Source organism: Marinoscillum sp. (genome assembly GCF_040222955.1).
GTDB lineage: Bacteria > Bacteroidota > Bacteroidia > Cytophagales > Cyclobacteriaceae > Marinoscillum.
On sequence record NZ_JAVKCA010000021.1, the window covers coordinates 351,257 to 371,132 of the forward strand.

General features: G+C 46.6%; 14 protein-coding genes. 7 read left to right on the top strand and 7 right to left on the bottom strand.

Annotated features, from left to right (window positions below; translation table 11 throughout):
• The first annotated feature begins 86 nt into the window (after nucleotides 1-86).
• Nucleotides 87-449: a BlaI/MecI/CopY family transcriptional regulator gene (locus RIH33_RS19205; RefSeq protein WP_406651419.1), complete on the top strand. Its 363-nt coding sequence runs from the start codon at nucleotides 87-89 to the stop codon at nucleotides 447-449.
• On the top strand, nucleotides 446-2,197 hold the full coding sequence (locus RIH33_RS19210; RefSeq protein ID WP_406651346.1) for a TonB family protein: 1,752 nt from the start codon (nucleotides 446-448) through the stop codon (nucleotides 2,195-2,197). Before RIH33_RS19205 ends, RIH33_RS19210 begins: the two co-directional genes overlap by 4 nt.
• A 59-nt stretch (nucleotides 2,198-2,256) precedes the next feature.
• Here RIH33_RS19210 and RIH33_RS19215 read toward each other — a convergent pair whose 3' ends face one another.
• A complete protein-coding gene (locus tag RIH33_RS19215) occupies nucleotides 2,257-2,640 on the bottom strand; it encodes a MotA/TolQ/ExbB proton channel family protein (RefSeq protein ID WP_406651345.1) in 384 nt (127 codons plus the stop codon).
• Nucleotides 2,641-2,793: 153 nt separating this feature from the next.
• Between RIH33_RS19215 and RIH33_RS19220 the strand changes: the two genes are divergently transcribed.
• The gene (locus RIH33_RS19220) at nucleotides 2,794-3,549 is read left to right on the top strand and encodes a LytR/AlgR family response regulator transcription factor (protein ID WP_406651343.1); all 756 of its coding nucleotides are present in this window, start codon (nucleotides 2,794-2,796) and stop codon (nucleotides 3,547-3,549) included.
• Here RIH33_RS19220 and RIH33_RS19225 read toward each other — a convergent pair.
• From RIH33_RS19225 to RIH33_RS19250, 6 genes are all read right to left on the bottom strand, one after another.
• The gene (locus RIH33_RS19225) at nucleotides 3,539-6,322 is read right to left on the bottom strand and encodes a tetratricopeptide repeat protein (RefSeq protein ID WP_406651341.1); all 2,784 of its coding nucleotides are present in this window, start codon (nucleotides 6,320-6,322) and stop codon (nucleotides 3,539-3,541) included. The genes RIH33_RS19220 and RIH33_RS19225 overlap by 11 nt on opposite strands.
• Nucleotides 6,323-6,444: 122 nt before the next feature.
• Entirely contained in the window at nucleotides 6,445-7,290 is an 846-nt protein-coding gene (locus tag RIH33_RS19230) for a prephenate dehydrogenase (RefSeq protein WP_406651339.1), read from the bottom strand.
• Nucleotides 7,287-8,429 carry a pyridoxal phosphate-dependent aminotransferase gene (locus RIH33_RS19235; RefSeq protein ID WP_406651338.1) on the bottom strand — a complete coding sequence of 381 codons (1,143 nt, stop codon included), beginning with the start codon at nucleotides 8,427-8,429 and terminating at the stop codon, nucleotides 7,287-7,289. Before RIH33_RS19235 ends, RIH33_RS19230 begins: the two co-directional genes overlap by 4 nt.
• Nucleotides 8,430-8,448: 19 nt before the next feature.
• Nucleotides 8,449-11,280 (bottom strand): ATP-binding protein, encoded by a 2,832-nt coding sequence (locus RIH33_RS19240; protein WP_406651336.1) that lies wholly within the window; start codon nucleotides 11,278-11,280, stop codon nucleotides 8,449-8,451.
• Between the two features lie 102 nt (nucleotides 11,281-11,382).
• Complete coding sequence (locus RIH33_RS19245) at nucleotides 11,383-14,025, bottom strand: ABC transporter permease (RefSeq protein WP_406651335.1); 2,643 nt, start codon at nucleotides 14,023-14,025, stop codon at nucleotides 11,383-11,385.
• Nucleotides 14,022-14,357: a PadR family transcriptional regulator gene (locus RIH33_RS19250; protein WP_406651333.1), complete on the bottom strand. Its 336-nt coding sequence runs from the start codon at nucleotides 14,355-14,357 to the stop codon at nucleotides 14,022-14,024. Before RIH33_RS19250 ends, RIH33_RS19245 begins: the two co-directional genes overlap by 4 nt.
• A gap of 387 nt (nucleotides 14,358-14,744) precedes the next feature.
• On the opposite strand from RIH33_RS19250, the gene RIH33_RS19255 reads away from it, so the two are divergent.
• From RIH33_RS19255 to RIH33_RS19270, 4 genes are all read left to right on the top strand, one after another.
• Nucleotides 14,745-15,884 carry a cystathionine gamma-synthase gene (locus tag RIH33_RS19255; RefSeq protein ID WP_406651332.1) on the top strand — a complete coding sequence of 380 codons (1,140 nt, stop codon included), beginning with the start codon at nucleotides 14,745-14,747 and terminating at the stop codon, nucleotides 15,882-15,884.
• Nucleotides 15,885-15,888: 4 nt separating this feature from the next.
• On the top strand, nucleotides 15,889-16,341 hold the full coding sequence (locus RIH33_RS19260; protein ID WP_406651331.1) for a DinB family protein: 453 nt from the start codon (nucleotides 15,889-15,891) through the stop codon (nucleotides 16,339-16,341).
• 97 nt (nucleotides 16,342-16,438) lie between these two features.
• A complete protein-coding gene (locus tag RIH33_RS19265) occupies nucleotides 16,439-17,554 on the top strand; it encodes a fatty acid desaturase family protein (RefSeq protein WP_406651330.1) in 1,116 nt (371 codons plus the stop codon).
• Between the two features lie 121 nt (nucleotides 17,555-17,675).
• Complete coding sequence (locus RIH33_RS19270; RefSeq protein WP_406651328.1) at nucleotides 17,676-19,532, top strand: cation:proton antiporter; 1,857 nt, start codon at nucleotides 17,676-17,678, stop codon at nucleotides 19,530-19,532.
• Nucleotides 19,533-19,876 lie beyond the last annotated feature (344 nt).

Genomic DNA, 19,876 nt, shown 5'->3' on the forward strand with positions numbered 1-19,876 from the left:
ATAATTAGTTCAAACTCATTGCTTTTTTAAAACTAAAAATATAGTTTTGAACTATAATCTTAGTTTGAAGTGATATGAAGGAACCCATCAAAGAACTTACCCGAGCCGAAGAAGAGATCATGCAGGTGCTCTGGCAGCTGGAATCTGGCTTTGTCAAAGAGATCATAGAACACCTTCCAGAACCCAAACCCGCCTACAACACGGTTTCCACCATTGTGCGGATTTTGCAGCAAAAAGGGTTTGTTGGCCATGAGGCTCACGGCAAATCACATAAGTATGCCCCCCTTATTTCCAAGGACACCTATACCAAGACTTTCATGAAGGGTTTTGTGAAAAAGTATTTCAGTGGCTCCTATAAGCAGATGGTTTCATTCTTCACAGAGGAGGAAAACCTGAGTGTGAGTGAACTGGAGCAACTCCTCAACCAACTCAAAAAGAAATCATCATGATCAATTACCTCATCGAACTTTTTGCCATCCACAGCATACTCATGGTGGGCTATCTTGTCTTTCTGCGTCAGGAGTCTGATTACAACAAGCTGCGGATTTACCTCCTGGGCGCTACCCTCCTTTCGATTGTCGTTCCGCTTTTGCATTTCCCCGCGGTAGTGGCCTTCCTTACGCCGAAGCAAGGCACACCGTCTGGAGAGGTGGTCACTTACCTGCTAAACCCGGCAATGATCAACGCCAAATCCAATGCCGGCTACGATTTCTCCTTCATCATTTGGCTCTATGCCCTCATCAGCTTCTGGTTCTTATCTCAGGTGGTCAGAGGCGTCGCCTACCTCCTTCGTTTGAGAAATGTCAGCACACCAGAGTTGGTCAATGGGATATATGTTCGCAGGGCTGCCAACGTGCGCGGCAGTTTCACTTTTTTCAACTGGATTTTTATGGATAAAAACATTTCCATGGATCAGGAAGAATTTACGCCAATGCTCAACCACGAATCTGCCCATGCCAAACTGGGGCATAGCTACGACATCCTGTTCTTCCAGCTCTTCAGGGCCTGCTTCTGGTGGTTGCCCAGTGCCTGGTGGATTCAAAATGAAATTAAAAAAATACATGAGTACCAGGCCGATGCCTATGCATTAAAGTCATACAGCATGGACCAGTACTCATCTATACTGATCAGTTCTATTCTAAAATCCAATGGTTTGAGCCTGGCCAGCTCCTTCCATGATGGTTTAATCTTAAAACGACTCAAAGCAATGAAACGTAAAGTAACACAACTCAAGCCCTGGAAAGTGGGCGCACTCACGGCCTTATGCGCCATTCTCGCTATCGCCTTTGCCTGCAATGAACAACTGGATGGCGAAATCAAAAAGATGGGCGAGCAAAGCAATGCCATCTCCTTTGATCAGCTACCTCCGGGTATGCAGACGGATCTGGGGCAAATGAAGGATCAGCTGGCTTTTATCAAACTGGAAGTGAGGGAAGGAGACCAGCTGTCTGATATTGAAGGACTTCAGGATATCGATGAGGAACTCATTCATACCATGAATATTGACAAAGCCAACAATGTCATCTACATAGCCCTCATGAAAGATGGAGCCAATTTTGACTATGTAGCCGAGAAATCCAAGATGGAAGGTGAGGTCTTTACAATGGTAGAAAGCCAGCCCCGATATCCCGGCGGAATGACCAGTTTTTACAATTACCTGGGGCAAGAGATGACCTATCCGGCTGAGGCCCGGGCAAAAGGCATAGAAGGGCGGGTGTATGTGCAGTTCATTGTGGAGCCAGATGGCACCATCTCAGAAGTCACCACGGTGAAAGGAATCGGAGGCGGGTGTGATGCCGAAGCAGAAAGAGTGATGACCAACTCTGCCGGATGGATCCCCGGTATGCAACGTGGTAAGAATGTACGCGTGCGCATGGTGCTGCCTGTCACCTTCAAGCTCAATAAAGACGAGTTAGCCAACGACGGAAATTCGAAAGGCATCATCGTTATCAATGAAGTGGAGAATGACAATGACCGCATGAAAATCAGTGCAAACCTTCAGGAAGGTGTATGGATAGGCACTGTATATGACCCAAAAGGCAAGCCTCTGGCAGGTGTGAACATTGTAGAGAAGAATACCACCTCCGGCACAGTCTCTGACAGAGACGGAACTTTCAAATTAAAACTGATCAATCCTGCCAGTGAGGTAATACTCAGTTCAGTGGGATATGAAAGTGTGAAACTTTCAGGAAACTAAGAACAAGCACCATAAAAATCCAGGGTGGTCGCTGACCACCCTGGATTGTTTTTTTTAAATCAAGCCTGTTTTGATTTGGCTACTGCTGATAAGATCAGGTAAATAAGTAAAGTGATCCCGTAGCTCAGCAATCCCCACAGTGTGGTTATAGAAGACACCTTCAATCCTCCAGCCAGCAACTGCGGTGCTACGCCCCCTTCCATTTGCTCCATTGCAGCAAATGCACTATACAGCCCGACCATCTGCCCGAGTACACCCATCACAAGCGCAAAGAGTCCAATGGACTTGATATAACCCAGCTGCCTGAAAAGCTGATCCGATGTTACCGACGCTCCTCCGAAGATGAGCAACGCTAACCTCACCGACACCACCAGCGCCGCGATAAAAATAATTGTGATGATCCCCATAAAAAGCGGACCTCCCATCATAAATAATTCAAACATAATTTTTCGTGTTTAAATGAAACAAAATCATGCTTCAAAGCTAGCTGCCTGCTCCACGTTCATCCAATGCAGAATCCCTATCGAAACCGGTATTTCATCGACAAAAAGTGCTCCCTTCATCAAAATTGACGAATTTGGAGCCAAATTGAAAGCATGCGAATCATCCATCACCTCCTTTTCTGGAGTACCGTTTCCCTCTTTTTGGTGCTCACTTTTGGTCAGGCCAACGGTGACTTTATAGAAGCTTTTTACTTCGTTACTTTCCTGCTGCCGGTGGCACTCGCTACTTCCTATTTCTTCAACTACTATCTGGTTCCGGCCTACCTCCTCACCAGAAGATACACCCACTTTGGGCTATACTTTATCTACACGCTTATCTTTTCTATCTACCTGGAGCTGATCGTCCTGACCATTGCGCTCATTGTGCTGGCCAATTATACCTATGCCAACCTCAATCCTTACTCCACCAATTTATTCCTGCTCACCTCCACGCTGTACTTTATCGTTTTCCTCAATGCCTTCATCCTGCTGATCAAACGCTACCAGCGCAATGAGCACCTCCTGGCTAAGATGGAGGACTCTAAAAAGAAAAATGAAAGGGAGCAGCTCATCGTCCGGGTGGATCGCAAGAATCGGGCGCTGGCATTGGAGGAGATTCTTTACATCGAAAGTCTGGCCGATTATGTGAAAATTCATACCACTGCTGAGCTAATCATAACCAAAGAAAAGATCAGTGAGCTTCATGATAAACTACCCGAGCGATTTATACGCACCCACAGGTCCTTCCTGGTCAACCAACTCCAAATTTCTGAATTTGGAAAAGAGGAGCTACTAATCGGTGAGGTGAAAATTCCCATCAGTCGCACCTATCGAAAAGCCGTTGCTGAACAACTCAGGGTCATGACTTGAGGAAAGTACCCGGCTTTTTCCCATACCGCCTTTCAAAAAGTGTGGAGAAGTAGGAAGCCTGTCTGAAGCCGACAGCAGACGCCAGCTCGTTGGTACTGGAATACACTTTTTTTCGTGCCAGCTCAATGGCTTTGGTGAGCTTGATCTCCTGAATAAATTGCAGTGGTGTAAGGCCAGTAGCTCCCTTTAGGTAGCGATAAAGCTGACGCTCGCTCATCGCTGCTCCATCCGCCAGGCGAAGCACATTGAAGTTGGCATCCTCTATATTGGTCAGCACTTCTTTCTTTAGCCGTTTCATGATGCGTTCATCATACGAATCTTCATCCGACTGTACATTGATAGAGATACGGCTCAGGAAATTGTCATAGAGATTTTTAACCCGGATGATCAGCTCTTCAGGGTCAAATGGTTTGGTAAGAAAGTCGTCGATTCCAATCCGCAACGCTTCCTTGCGAAGGTTATCATCCGCCAAAGCCGACAGGTGGATAAACGGCAGGTGTCTCCAGAGCGGATCCGCCTTCACCTCGCGAAGAAAAGCAAAACCATCCATTCCTGACATCATCACATCAGAAACAATGAAGCGAATGTTCTGGGTTCTCAGCACCTGTAAACCTTCTTCGGCACTGGCTACTTCCACTACTTCAAAATGCGGCACCAGCAGTGAGGCCACATAACTGCTCATATCCTTGTTGTCCTCCACCAGTAACAAGCTTGGTCGATTATCGAGCGACAATAATGCTTCCGCCGCGCCTACCTGAGATGTATCTTCACTGGAATCGACCTCCTCCTCAACTGCCGTAGTAATCATGTGCGCAGGAAGCGATAGGGTAAATACACTGCCCACGCCCAACTGACTGCTCACTTTAAGCTCCCCACCGTGCATCTCCGCTATTTCCTTGGAAAGTGCCAGGCCTATACCCGTTCCTCCCTGCATCTGATGCTCGGGGTCTGTCGATTGAAAAAACCGATCAAAAACATAAGGTAGGTCTTTGGGGCTGATTCCCGATCCGGTGTCCTTCACCAATATTTCCAATCCTTTATCCGCGTGCACCAACACCTCTACAGCTCCACCTCTGGGGGTAAACTTGAGCGCATTGCTGATCAGGTTGACCATGAGCTTATTGATCTTCTCTTTGTCAGCTTTGATGTACACGTCCATTGGGCATCGGTTATGCAGCGCTACTCCCAGCTGCTCCGCCCTTGAAGTAAAAGAACTAACGATCATTGAAACCTGCTCACACAACCCGAAAGTACTTTCATTCAGGCTTATTTCACCTTCCTCCAGACGCGAGAGGTCAAGGATTTCGTTCACGAGATTGGCCAGGCTGTTGGCATTCTTTTCCACCATCATTAAATCCTGCCGCACCTCATCCGGGAGATCATACTCGGCAATAACGCGATTCACAGGACCTTTAATCAATGTTAGCGGAGTCCTCAACTCATGCGCAACATTTACAAACCACCGGCTTTTTGTCTGATTGAGGGTTTCCACCTGAGCCATGTGCGATTCTATTTCACTGTTTTTGAGGCGCAGCATGTCATTCGCTTTTTTACGAAGTGTATAACCTCTGTATATCAGAAACAAAATAATCACAAGCAGAGCCACCACCACTACCAGAGCAGTCTGCATATTCTGCTGCCTGTCCATGTTATAACCGGCCTCCTGTAGCTGAAGGTTCTTCTCGGCCAACTCCCTATCATGCTTTTCAGCCTGGTACTTGGCTTTAATGGATTCAATAAGCTGGGTATTTTGCAAATTGAAAATAGAATCATCCTCCACCTTGATGAGCTTGAAAACATCATAAGCCTCCTTATAACGTCCGGTCCTGCTGTAAACCTGTTCCAGTACCTCCCAGGCATTCACCCGGAGTTGAGCATTGTTAATTTTTTCCGCTATCCCCAGGGCCTTCTTCATGAAATACTCAGCTGAATCCAACTTCCCATAGGCATAGTAATAGTGCCCCATTGCCTGATAGCTAAAGCCAAACCACTTGGGGTCCTCTAACTCAGCTGCGATTACCAGTGTTTTATTCAGAAACGCCGAAGCTTCTCCAAACAGCTCCAGGTCTTTGTAGGTCAGGGCCATGTTATGATAGAGTTTATGCAGTAGCACCCTGTCGTTGGTTTCCTGAGCTATCCGTACGGCCTTTTCATACATCTGAATTCCCTTTTTCTCTTCACCCTCGATACAATAAATGCTGCCTATGGTGTTATAGCATGCACCTACCACATCTTGTCGGCCCAATTTCTGAGCCAACTCTATACACTCTTCATAATATTGGAGGGCCGTAGGGTGATCATTGATGTAATCGTAGTTTACTCCGATTTTTCGCAGAGTAAGTAAATAATTCACCGAGTCGCCAAGGTTTTCGTAAATCTTCAGGGCGGCTGACAGGAGCTCAAGGGCTATCGCATTGTCATCTTCCTCCATCGCCATATCTCCCAGTAAAAGATGATTAGCCGCAACAAGCTCCTTATTTTCCAAATCATCCAACAACTCCAGGGATTTTTTGATATGAGTGCGTGCCTGCTGAAAATCGTGTGTAAGCTGATATTGTTTGGCCAGGTGGTGAAAGAAGCTGCTGGCACTGTCGGCGGATAAAGTGCCTGCCTTCAGGCCGCTTTCCACCTTCACAATTACCCCCGCTATACGTAAAGAGTCTCTGGCCATGTCCAGACCAGAAAAGGCATTCTGGGAAACGCCTGCCCATGAAAAGTACGTGGATAGAGCACAGAGGCTTACCACAATAACTACTTTACAGAGTAACTTCATCTTTCGTCCAGCGGTGAAAACGAAATATAAAACAGAAACCCTCAATAAAACCCATTACGGGAATAAATTGACCAATAAATACCCTATTTATGGGATATTTAAATGCCCAAAATGTGGAATTTTCAGTTGATCACTCTGCGGATATTCCTTCCTGACTCCAAAAACTTCTGAAGCCCTGAATCATCGTTTTCTTCCAGCATTTTTTTGAAATCCTCAGCTTTGTGCAGGAAGTTGCTCAATGCTTCTAATACCATTTCTTTGTTTTCCATAAAAATAGGCGCCCACATCTCTGGTGAACTCTTGGCCAAACGGACAGTGGAAGCAAATCCGGATCCAGCCAGCTCCAGAATGATGTCGCCATCTTTTTCTTTATCAAGGACGGCATTGCTAAGTGCAAACGATGTGATGTGGCTGAGGTGTGAAATATAAGCCAGATGGCGATCATGGGCCCTCGCTTCCATCAGCTCCAAACGCATTTTCAGCCCCTGGCAGACTTCTTTAAAAGAAGTGAGGGCCTTCTCTTCGGTTTTCGCAAATTCACATATAATCATGAGTTTTTCCTCGAAAAGACTGGCAAACGCGGCATCAGGACCACTGTACTCAGTGCCGGCGATCGGGTGCGCCGCAATAAACTGAGCCCTCCGGGGATGAGTAGCGACTCCCTCACATATCTTGCCTTTGGTAGATCCAAAATCGATCACCACCTGTCCTGGCCGCAGCTGATCCAATATTCCGGGAAGCTGCTTGCAGATGACGTCCACAGGAATAGAAAGGATAATCCAATCCGCCCATAGGATCCCCGATTCAAGGGTGTCAAACTTTTGGTCGATGATACCCAGCACAATGGATCGGTCCAGATTGGCAGGGTTGCGACTATAGCCACCAGCCTCAGACAAGAAGCCACCCGCCCTCATGGCCAATGAAAAAGAACCTCCAATTAATCCGGTACCCACAAATAATACTTTCATGACATGCGTTTATAAACCTCCTCCAAAACCTCTACCGAAGCACAAAGCGACAGGCGAATATAGGATTTACCAGCTTCTCCGAAGATAAATCCAGGAGCCATAAACACATCATATCGCTCCAGTAGCTCCTCCACAAATGCCTCACCGTCCCCGTTGGGTGCTTTGGCCCACACAAACATACCTGACTGATTATCAGCATATTCACACTGGAGCAGGTCCATGATTTTGAAACCAAGAAGCTGGCGCTGCCGGTATTGATCATTCAACCCTTCAAACCAACTGTGATCGAGGTTCAGCGCTTTAATAGCGGCCAACTGCACTGGTTTGAACATCCCGGAATCCATATTACTTTTGATCTGGAGCACGGGCTGAATGAGTTGCTCACTCCCGAGGGCCCATCCCACCCGCCATCCGGCCATGTTATAGGACTTGGACAGCGAATTGAGTTCGATGGCCACCTCTTCTGCACCTTTTATATTGAAAATACTCAGTGGAGTGTCGTTCAAAATAAAGCTGTAAGGATTGTCGTGGCAGAGGAGTATGTTTCTCGATCTGGCAAAATCTACATACCTGGCCAGTAAGTCCCTATCCGCCCTGGTGCCTGTAGGCATGTGGGGATAATTAATCCACAGTATTTTCACTTTGGAACAATCCAGCTGCTCCAAAAACTCCCAATCCGGTGCCCAGCCGGATAACTCAAGCAGCGGAAAGTAGACTGGCTCCGCCCCAACAATACGGGTCACAGAAGTATAGGTGGGATAACCTAAGGCCGGAATCAACACCTGATCGCCGGGATTCAGGTAGGCCAGGGATGTATGCATGATCCCTTCTTTGGAACCCAAAAGGGGCAATACTGCCTTATCCCCGGTATTCACATGGTATTCTCGGGCATAAAACCCTCGAATGGCCTCTCCCAGCGCAGGTAATCCCTGATAAGGCTGATAACCATGAGCATCATCAGACTGAGCAGCGCCCGAAAGTGCTCCGATCACCTCCGCATGAGGCATCTGATCCGGACTGCCTATTCCCAGGTTGATGATGGGCCTTCCTTCACCCATCAGCTGACGAATAGCCCTCAGCTTTGCTGAAAAGTAATACTCTGAAAATTGCGCAAGTCTGTCTGCTGGCTTGATATTCATCCCTCCGGGTTAAAGAGCACTAAGAGAAATAATCGATTGGTTTTTTCCCAAACCTTTCCAAATAAAGTTTAGAAAAGTGCGAGGTAGAATCAAAACCTACTGCTCCGGCTATCTGCGAAAGTTTATCAAATCGATTGCTGATCAGCAGCTCCCTGGCATGTTGCAGCTTAATCTCCTGAATCAATTTGGAGGGCGACATGCCAACTGCTTCTGCTGTTTTTCTGTAAAGCTGACGCTCACTCAAACCGAGGTGCATAGCCACCTGAAGTACATTGAGGGACTTTTCAGCAACATGTTCTTTGACATATTCTCTGATATTGAGCACCAGGTCATGCTGATCTCCTAGCTGGACTTTTTCATCTTCCTCTTCAAATTCTTTGGCCCATCTGATACGCTCCCGAAGGTTTTTCACCACGTTGGAGATTCTTATCAGCAGCTCTTCAGCTTCAAATGGTTTGAGAATGTAATCATCTACTCCCATTCTCAACCCTTTGATACGCTCCTGATTTTCAGCCACAGCCGTGAGCACAATGACGGGGATTTTGGCCTTGGAAGGTTTCCCTTGCAAGGCCTCTATGAACTCCCAGCCATTCATCACAGGCATCATCACATCGGTGAGAATCAGGTCCGGGCTCTCACGCTCCAGCTGATCCAAAGCATCCTGCCCGTGCTCAGCCATGATCAGCTGAAAGTGATCCCGCAGAATAGTCCCGAGATAAGACCTGATGTCAGGATTATCTTCCACAATCATCACGGAAGTATCTGACGGTATTTCCAGCGTATCCATTCGCAGGTCCGCGGGGGTCACCGCCTCCAGCTGGTAACTGTCACCCACCAGGGCTTCGGGTGTTTCGTCAGTAGGCTGAAGGATCATCCTAAACGTACTGCCCTTTCCCAGCTCACTGGTTACAGAAAGCTCACCACCCATCATGTCGATCAGTTCCTTGGAGATGGCAAGGCCCATCCCTGACCCAAATGAAGTGGACATCTGATCTTTAGCCTGATAAAAACGATCGAAGATGTAGGGAACTTCCTCTGGCCTGATGCCTGTGCCATTGTCTGTCACCAGCACCTCAATCCCTTCCAGGACCCTGCTCATTGTCACTTTCACAGTACCACCCTGAGGTGTGAACTTGAACGCATTGTATATGAGGTTATTGATTACTTTTTCAAACTGATTTTCATCCAGCATTGCCGCCGTGACCTCATGCTGATTGCTGGTATAGGAGAGCCCTATTTGTCGGCTCTCCGCCAGAGAAGAAAATGCGCCACAGATCCGCTTCAACAGACCATCCACATCCACTGGTTTCACTGTCACCAGTTTTTGCTTTAGCTCAATCTTGGAGAGGTCCAGCAAGTCATTGACCATAACTGCCAGCTGATGCACATTTCTCTTAATCTTTTTGAGTGGCTCGGAAGCCTGCGCAGGCAACTTTTTGATACTCATGGCATCCTCAGCGTGCCCTTGTATCAGAGTGAGTGGGGTCCGGAGCTCGTGACTTACATTGGCAAAAAATTGTGACTTCAGGTCATTGAGTTCTGTCAATCGCCTGGCCTGCTCTTCGATCAGTTTCTTATCTGTTGATAATTTCTCATTAGTACGCTGTTTCAGTCTGAAGAAGTAGATCAGTAAGACCAATCCTGCCACCAATACCACCGCCAAGCTGAGAAGTAACAGATTAATCAATTTCTGCTGCTCTGCTTCCGTTCTCAGCAATAAATTCTCTGCTTCCTTTTTTTCTGTTTCATATTTGAAAGCCATGTCTGAAAGGGTTCGTGAATACGAAGCTTCGTTGATCTCCTCCACCACATCTATGTATTCTTCAAAGTGGTCATTGGTGGATTCTGTTTTGCCCAGACCAAGCTCTGCGGTAATGAGGTAACTGAGGGCATTCCTCTTTATCGGCTTGAAATCCAGACTATCTGATAACCTGAGCGCCTCGGTGGCATGATAGAAGGAGTTTTTGTAATCACTGGCGCGCTCATAGGTAGCTGCCAGGGTATTGTGAGAGTTGGCAATACCACGGAGGTTATTCAGTCGCATTTTGATGACCAGACTCTTCTTACCATAGATGAGGGCTGAATCATAAAAAGCAGCATTGATGTGCAGTTGCTTCTCAAAGCAATTGGCCATATTGTTATAATAGTAACTGAACTGATGCGGAAAGTCCTCTTCATTGAGCCCCACCATCGCCTCCTTGAAGTAGGGTATTGCTTCGGCATGCTTGTTCATTTCCATGGTCATCAGACCAATATTGAAGGTGGCCTTTGAAACACCCGATGCATCGCCAAGTTCCTGGCTAATGGACAGGCTTTCCTCCAGGGTCACTATGGCCCTGTCGTAGAGTGACATCCCTTTATAGACAAAAGCGAGGGAATTGTAGGCGTTGGCCAGCTTTTTCAAATCCCCGCTCTTCTTTCTCAACGCTATGGCTTTAAGATGGTAATCCAAAGCACTCTGAAATTCGGAGAGCGATTCATAAGTATGCCCCAGGTGGTGGAAAATATCTGCCTTGTCAGCGTCATTTTGGGCCAGTTCCACAGCCTCTTTGGCATAAGTCAGGGCTTCGTCATAGTTTCCAAGCCCCTCCAGGGCTTTGGACAAAACATAGGCCGCCTCAAATGCCCATGGAGTATTCTTTTCATTACCCACAAGGTTTTCAACCTCACGTGCATATTGCAAAGACATTTCCCAATCCTGATACATATAAGCCTCAGCAAGCTGAAAGAGCACATCGATTCGTTCAGATCCGGAACTGTGATTGAGTGCCTGTGTGAGGCTGTCAATGTTCTGACTCTTAAGTGGTAAAATGATCAGTGCGAGCAATAACGCACAAAGGTATATTCTCATATGACGTTCGGTGATTGAGCACAGGAAGGGATGATAAAGATAACCACCTCAAACAAAAAAATCCGCTCAAGCGGATTTTAACTTCTAAGGTTCATCAAAAAATCACTCATCCCGAAGCATATCTGCCGGATTGGTGCGGGCTGCGCGGGTTGTTTGCCACCCGATTGTGAGCATACTCACGGAAAAAATCACTACCACCCCTGAAAGGAGCTCTACCGGGCCAATCACAACGCGATTGGCCAGATCATTCAGTACCAGGTGTTCGAAGAGCAGATAAGTCACCGGCACAGCAATGAGAGAAGCTGCCAGCAACATCATCACGAAACCACGGGACAAAATATAGATCAGGTGCTGTTCGGTGGCACCCAGTACCTTTCTGATGCTAATCTCCTTCATACGTGTCTCGGTAGTAAAAATAGCCATGCCCAGCAGCCCCAGCGCAGCGATGGATATAGCCAGGAAGGCCAGAAACCCGATCACTTTGAAGTAGGTCTGAAACTGGGTATAGGCCTTTTGAATCTTATCTTCATAAAACTCTGCCTGAAAGGGATGCACCCGGTCTACTTCCTTCCATACCGCCTCCAACTTGCTCATGAGCTCTACCATGTCGTCACTCGCTACCTTCAGATTGAGTAGATGGTAATCCTCGTAACCTTGCAAAAAAGCAAATGGCTCATGACCTTCAGAAATTCGCTGGTGCTGAAAATCCTTCACCACACCCACAATTTGCACATTCTTACTCCTGTCCACTGTCAGCACTTCTCCGAGCGCCTTATGTGGGTCCTCCATACCGAATCGACGCATCAGGCGCTCATTGATAATGGTAAACCTGGGGTCTTCATCCTTTTTGAGGTCATACGGGAAGGTTCCGCCTGCCAAAAATTCAAATTGGTGAAGCTCCAAATAGTCTTTATTCACATAGTTGACATGGATGCTCACAGAGTCCAGAGGGTCATTATACTTGGCATCATCACCCCATACTTCGCCAGTAGCAGGGAGCATCCCGGACATGGAGATGCCTTCCACCTCAGGGATTTTCAAAAATTCGCTCCTCAATACTTCTGCATCATTGCCCTGAAGTCTTACATTCAGAATATTCTCTGTCTCAAAACCCAAATCAAAATTGACCGCAAACTGATACTGCTGATAGGAAATAGTGGCGGCTATGATGAAGCCAATGGAGAGGGTAAACTGAAACACAATCAACATTCTTCGGAGGCTCATGCCGCCAAAAAGCTTCATTCCGGAAGGATCCTTAAGCACCCTTAACGCTCTAAGACCTGAAAGGAATATGGATGGTAAAATACCGGCCGCCAGACCAATGATAAAGGCGAAAATGACAAAATACAGCAAGTAAATCCACTGAAAATCAAGTGTCACCACCTGATTTTGGAAAAACAGGTGAATAAACTCCGGCTTAAGTAACAGGAACAGACCATAAGCCAGCGACAGGGCTATCATGGCTACCATAACAGCTTCAAAGACAAACTGTGTAAATATGTGCCCACGTCCAGCCCCAATCACTTTTCGGATTCCCACCTCTTTGGCTCTCCTAAGTGATCTCGCAATAGACAAATTGGTATAATTGAAACAGGCAGATAAAATAACAATCAGAGTAAGCCCCACAAGCAAATAGATCATTTTCCACTGAACCGTTGGCCCTATCTGGTTAGACAGGTCCCTTCCCGGTACAATTTCCTGAAGGTTTTGGAGCGCATAGGTAATAAAAAACCGGTCATACTTTTCTCCCTCCTCTGCGGCGATCTGATCCAGATGCTTCTGTACCACATCCACGCGCTGATTTTCCGGCAAAAGCAGGTATACATAATTCATCCAGACACTGCTATACTGGGTCATAAAAGTTTCTTCCTCCTGTCCTGCGGCGTAATGGTCCAGCGTACTCAGAGAACCCAACATATCAAACTCCATATGAGAATTGGCCGGCGGATCCTTTACCACTCCTGTGATCATTCCACTTTGAAACCCATAGCGCTCCTGCCCCATGAGCGCTATGGTTCGCCCTACTGGTTGTTCATCTTTAAACAACTTTTTGGCTAGTGACTCGGTGATGACAATTGATTTGGGGTCGCGCAGTACTGTGGCAGGATTGCCCGATACCAACTCAAAATCAAATACATCAAAGAAATTTTCGGAAGCCCAAAGCCCTTCCCCACTAATGATCCGCTCTCCTTCCTTCAGATCAGCTGTGAAATTCCTCCTCAAAATGGTAAGCCGCTCTATCCCGGTATAGTCCTGCTGGAGTCTCTTGCCTATAAAGATGGAAGTAGACGCCAGGTCGATCGGCTCATCATTCGTGATGCCCTTATAGGTAGTGAGGACTCTGTAGATCCGGTTTCCATTCTGATGAAATCGATCGAAACTGAACAATTCACTGAGATAAGTGATCATCAGTATGCCTACAGACATTGATATGGCCAAGCCCACTATGTTGATCGCCGAAAACACTTTATTTCTGGCCAGGCTGCGCACTGAGGTTTTGAAGTAGCTTCCAAGCATAAAAAATGGATTTAGGTTTTGCAGTGCTTTGTGTTTTCTGATGGTGTATGGCCTGAAAAACTTAATGACATCCAACAGGTAGATGATATTCGCCCTGAACCTGCCTCTGTGGAGGTTTCGATGATAATACTCGTGCAAGTCTCCCTGCAGGTCCTCTAGCAGCTCGGGCCGGCAGTACCAGCTCAGGAGCCTGTCGAGCCATTTGGGTGGGGTGCCTGGCCTCTTCATATCAGTCCTTCAAATACTACATCCGGAATGGTGCTCCACAGCTGATCCCGCTGTTCTCTGGCCTTCAGCAAGGACACTTTACCGGCATGGGAAATCTTGAAAAAACGCTTACGCCTTCCTCCTCTTTCCCTGGTAGGTTCTCCCAGGTCCGAACTGATATAGCCTTTATCCTCCAGCCTCCTCAGCACTGCGTGCACCACCCCCAACTTGGTGGCTCTACCCGTCACCTTTTCTATTTCATCTACAATATTCACACTGTAGGCTTCATCCATCAGTGAGGCAATGGTCAGCAGTACTACCTCCTCAAATTCGCCCAAATTGGTTCCTTTCATCCCCTGTAATTTTATTAATTCACTAAATGTATAAAAAACTTTTACGCAGTTTACATTTCCCGGGTTTTATTTTTTCATGTTTTGTATAAAATAAAAATGAATCAAAAAAAACACCCCCGGAAACCGGGGGTGTACTCAATATTGTAAACCAACATTAACCTAATTCATTATGACATTACAATATTTAAGTATTTTAGAAGATAGTGAGTCTTTTGTTTTGCAACTTAAACACTTTACGAAATAATCATTGCATTCGTTGCCCTTTGGCGTCAAAATTCCGGAAAAACTTTCCAGTCCACCTCACGACATTCACTTCGGGAAGTCAGGTATTCTTCTAACTTTGCTCCCTCACAACTCGTACCCCAAAAAGACCCTAATAGTTAACCTATGAAATTCGGAACCAAAGCAATACACGCTGGTCAGGAGCCCGATCCTACCACAGGTGCCATCATGACACCCATCTACCAGACTTCTACCTATGCACAGGCCTCTCCCGGTCAGCACAAGGGTTATGAATATGCCCGCACACAAAATCCGACAAGGACTGCCCTGGAGGCTAATCTGGCGGCCCTTGAAAACGCCAGGTTTGGCAGGTGCTTTAGCTCAGGAATGGGTGCTACCGATGCCATACTGAAAACACTGGAACCTGGCGACGAAATTGTAAGCACCAACGACCTCTATGGCGGTACTTACAGGATTTTCACAAAAATCTATGAGCGGTACGGCCTCAAGTTCACCTTTGTGAACATGCAGGATCTTGAAGCGGTGAAAAAGGCACTGAGCCCAAAAACGAGGCTGGTATGGATAGAAACTCCCACCAATCCGATGATGAGCATTGTGGATATAGAGGCGGTAGTGAATCTGGCCAAATCTGTGGGTGCAAAAACCGTGGTGGACAACACCTTTGCCAGTCCATACCTGCAAAATCCCATGGACATGGGAGCAGATATGGTGATGCACTCGGTCACCAAGTACATAGCTGGTCACTCAGATGTGGTCATGGGTTTTGTAGGATCTAACGATCCGAAAATTGATGAGCAAATTGCCTTTGTTCAAAATTCCTCCGGCGCGGTACCGGGCCCTCAGGACTGCTTTTTGGTATTGCGAGGCATCAAGACCCTGCACGTACGAATGGACAGGCACTGCGACAATGGAGAACAAGTGGCCAGGTACCTGCAAGCACACCCAAAAGTGAAGCATGTGTACTGGCCTGGATTTGAAAACCATGCCAACCACGAAGTGGCCAAAAAGCAAATGAAAAATTTTGGCGGCATGATCTCTTTTGTGTTAGCGGATGATAGTCAGGCCGCAGCTTTCAAAGTATTGGAGAACCTTAAAGTTTTCACACTGGCAGAGTCTCTGGGAGGTGTGGAATCTCTGGCCGGCCACCCTGCCAGCATGACCCATGCGAGTATCCCACGAGACCAAAGGTTGGAAGCCGGGTTGACAGACTCGCTTATCCGACTTTCTGTCGGGATAGAAGACATTGAAGACTTGATTGAAGACCTTAAACAGGCCATCGGCTGATCCCATGAAAGAAATACTCATTACCCTGTTTGAAAAAGACCTCAACAGATTAATTGTGGAGGTGGAAAGCTACTCTGAAGAATCAGATCTTTGGAAAACCGCTCCCGGTATTAATAACTCCGCGGGTAATCTGGCTTTGCACCTGATTGGCAACCTGCAGCACTTCATTGGAGCGGTATTGGGTGAGACCGGGTATGTGAGGAACCGCGAGGCAGAGTTTTCCGACAAGGGTGTAGCGAAAGCTAAAATCCTTGAGGACATTCGGGAAACGACTGTAGTTGTATCTGCTACGCTTGCCAAGCTAACGGACCCGGAATTCCATGGTGTATACCCCATAGAAGTTTTCGGGAAACCGATGTCCACCCTGCATTTTCTAATGCATTTGGAGGGACACCTGAATTATCACCTCGGCCAGGTCAACTATCACCGAAGATTATTGACCCCACAAATGGGGTAATCGATTGTATAAATGCAGCAAGGTTTTTAATAACAAAACACATAATTCATTTAAATGCTGGCTTTTAGAGTTATCTTGGGGACTTAAACCCATCAATATGAGTCAACCTTCGGTTAAGTTTAACGCTCAGGACCGTCCTGAATTCTTCAAAGAACTAAGAAAGCGCGTTAACGCCCACTTCAAGGAGAATAACATCTCTCGTCATGCCAATCTTGAAATGAAATTCAAGACTGCTTTCATGATTGCTTTATATTTCACTCCGATGATCCTCATGATCACTGGCGTAGTAACCTCACTTTGGGGCGTTATCGGCATGTGGACACTGATGGGTATTGGTATGTCCGGCATAGGACTCTCCATCATGCATGATGCGAATCACGGTGCTTATTCACAAAATAAGCACGTGAATAATGTATTGGGCTATCTCCTGAATTTTCTTGGCGCCTACCACACCAACTGGAAGATTCAGCACAATGTATTGCATCATTCATTCACCAATGTAGATGGACATGATGAGGACATTGCAAAAGAAGGTGTGATGCGTTTTTCCCCCACTCAGGAGCGTAAAAGCATCTATCGGTTTCAGGTATTCTATGCGCCATTTCTTTATGGGATCATGACCATTTATTGGTTTTTGAGCAAAGACTTTGAACAGGTCATTCGCTATAACAAGAGAGACCTACTGGCCCCACAAGGTTACACATTCGCTTCAGCCCTTGCTGAAGTAATTTTCAATAAGGTTTGGTACCTGGCCATCTTTTTGGTGCTACCAATCATTGTTATTGCACTCCCATGGTGGCAGGTGCTTTTGGGCTTTTTGCTGATGCACTTCATCAGTGGATTGTTCCTGGCCCTTATTTTTCAGCCGGCTCATGTTATCCACGAAACCAACTTCTATGTGCCCGATGAAAATGGAAGCATAGAAAATAACTGGGCTGTTCATCAGCTGAGAACTACGGCTAATTTTGCCAACAAAAGCGTTTTCTTCTCCTGGTTTGTTGGAGGACTCAATTTTCAGATAGAGCATCATCTGTTCCCACACATCTGTCATGTACACTACAGGCATATTTCTGCCATTGTGAAGCAAACAGCCGAGGAGTATGATGTACCTTATCATCAACACAGAACCTTTCTGGATGCCCTTAGGAGCCACTTCTCATTGCTACATCAGCTGGGTACCGGATCCTATGACAAAAAATTAGCCACTGCTTAATCCGGGCACTTTAATCGATTGATCGATTAGGGGTATCACGAGGCAAGTCATAAACTTGCTGGCTTGAATACCTCGGTGGCATTTTTTTGCTTATTTTTCAAAAAAATAGCAATCATACCACATGGAAACCTTCAACTACTGGCCTTTATTTGTCATTTTCATAATTGCCTGGATCGTCCCCCTGACACTCTCCTGGCTGGAAGTGAGCAAGGTACCCTCTGTGATTGTAGAAATTGTGATGGGGGTCATTGTTGGTCCCTATGTCCTTGGCCTGATCGAACCCTCCCCATTGATGGATTTCCTGGCAGGTACGGGCTTTCTGTTTCTGATCTTCCTTTCGGGACTGGAGATTGATGTCCCAAAGATGATCTCCTCTCTACCACAAGGGCGAATCAAGATGATCGATATCCTGAGTAATTCACTGCTTGTGGCTCTATTCATTTACTTCGGCTCCTTGCTTCTATCCATCCCGATGGCCTGGTTGATTAGCCAGTTTGCGGACATAGATCTGATGTTTTACATCCTGCTCTTCCCTACTGTTGCATTGAGTATTACAGTTCCCATTCTGAAGTCCGAAGGGGAACTCACCCGCAAATTTGGTCAGATTATGCTCATGGAGGGCGCTATTGCCACCATCATGAGTATTATCCTTATTTCCGTGTATTCAGGCGTGTTGAAAAACGGTTTTCAGGTAGAGCTCTTACTGTTCACAGTCATTTTCGCAGTGTTCATACTTACGTACGTGGTAGGTAGCCGACTCATCAAAGTGCGAACCTTCCAGAAAGTACTCTACACCCTGGAGCATGCTGCCAGTCAGATACGGGTGAGAGGCACAGTGGCTTTGCTTCTTTTTTTTGTACTCATTGCCTACCTCATAGACACGGAGCTGGCCATGGGTGCCTTTTTCGCCGGAGTGCTCCTCAGCCTGTTTATCAACAAAGAACGTTCGGCCCTGATTTTCAAACTGGATGGCATGAGTTATGGTTTTTTCATCCCCATATTCTTTATCATGGTGGGCGTGCAGCTGGACGTATCGGCACTCAGCCAGTTTGGGGAATCCATTCCATTTGTACTCACTTTGGTTCTGGGCTTTTTTGTGACCCAGGTATTACCCGCCCTCATTCTAATTAAAGTCTTTGGGCTCAAAAAAGCACTTGCCGGCGGGGTACTACTCACCGCCCGCATGGGATTGACCATCGCAGCTGCCCAAATAGGCCTATCGCTGCAAGTGATTACAGCCGCGGACAATGCAGCCATAGTGGCGGCAGCCATTTTCACAAGTCTGCTCTCGCCTTTGGCTTATAAGATCTTCAGCCGCGAAGAAGACCTCTACTATAGCATTTATATTTTTGGGGGCAGTAAGGCTAGTTTATTGCTGGCCGAACGCATCAAGATGCACGACATCCCTTGCGTGACAATTGTTCAGAATAAAGCAATCATTCCTGATTTCGAACAAAAAAACCTCAAAATATGGGCTGTGGATGAGTTGAACACCTCAGTTTTTGAGAAATTGGACATCCGCACTCCGGACCTGATCATTATGCTCACGGAGTCCAAAAAACTCAATCAGGAACTGGCTCTGCATGTCAAAAACGTGTTGAATCATAGTAAGATCATTCTCAGGAAACAGTCCGCTTCGCATGAATTGGTTGAGACTGAATCGGACCTGAAACTGATAGACATAGATGAGCTCCTGGCCAGCCATGTAGAAGACATGATCATGAGACCTGAAACACTTGCCTCATTGTCTGAAAGTTTTGGCATGTACCGGATCGAGGAAATACACCTCACCAAAAAGGATCTTCATCGAAAAATGGTCATGGAAGTGGCATTTCCCCCTTCTGGTTCACTCGTGGTCCTGCGAAGGGCAGATGAAGTCTTCATTCCTCATGGGAACACGCACCTTCTCCTCGGTGACACGCTCACGGTCATCGGCAACAGTACAGCACTTACGGAGTTTAGGGATATTCTGGAATAGGCAAATGCTTCGTCAGACCTATGTGGGACGTCTCTCAAACCCTAAACCATTAGGTTTCTCCGGAGTATTGTCCTCATTGGGGGTGTCCTTATTCTGAATGGCTACCATATGGTGATGGAACACCTGAAGGTACCGGATCAATTTGGAAAGTTGGGGGAAAGATGAGTTGATGTTTCACTGAAATAGAAAAGGGATCAATCTGAAAACCTATGGGGGAATTGCATTGAAGTTGGATGTTGGCACTAGTGATCTGATTCACTGTATAGTCCAGCTAACGGCTGAGCCGCTAACCCTTCATTTTCTTTGCTTGCCCAAAGAAAACGAAGCAAAAGAAAGGGCACCAA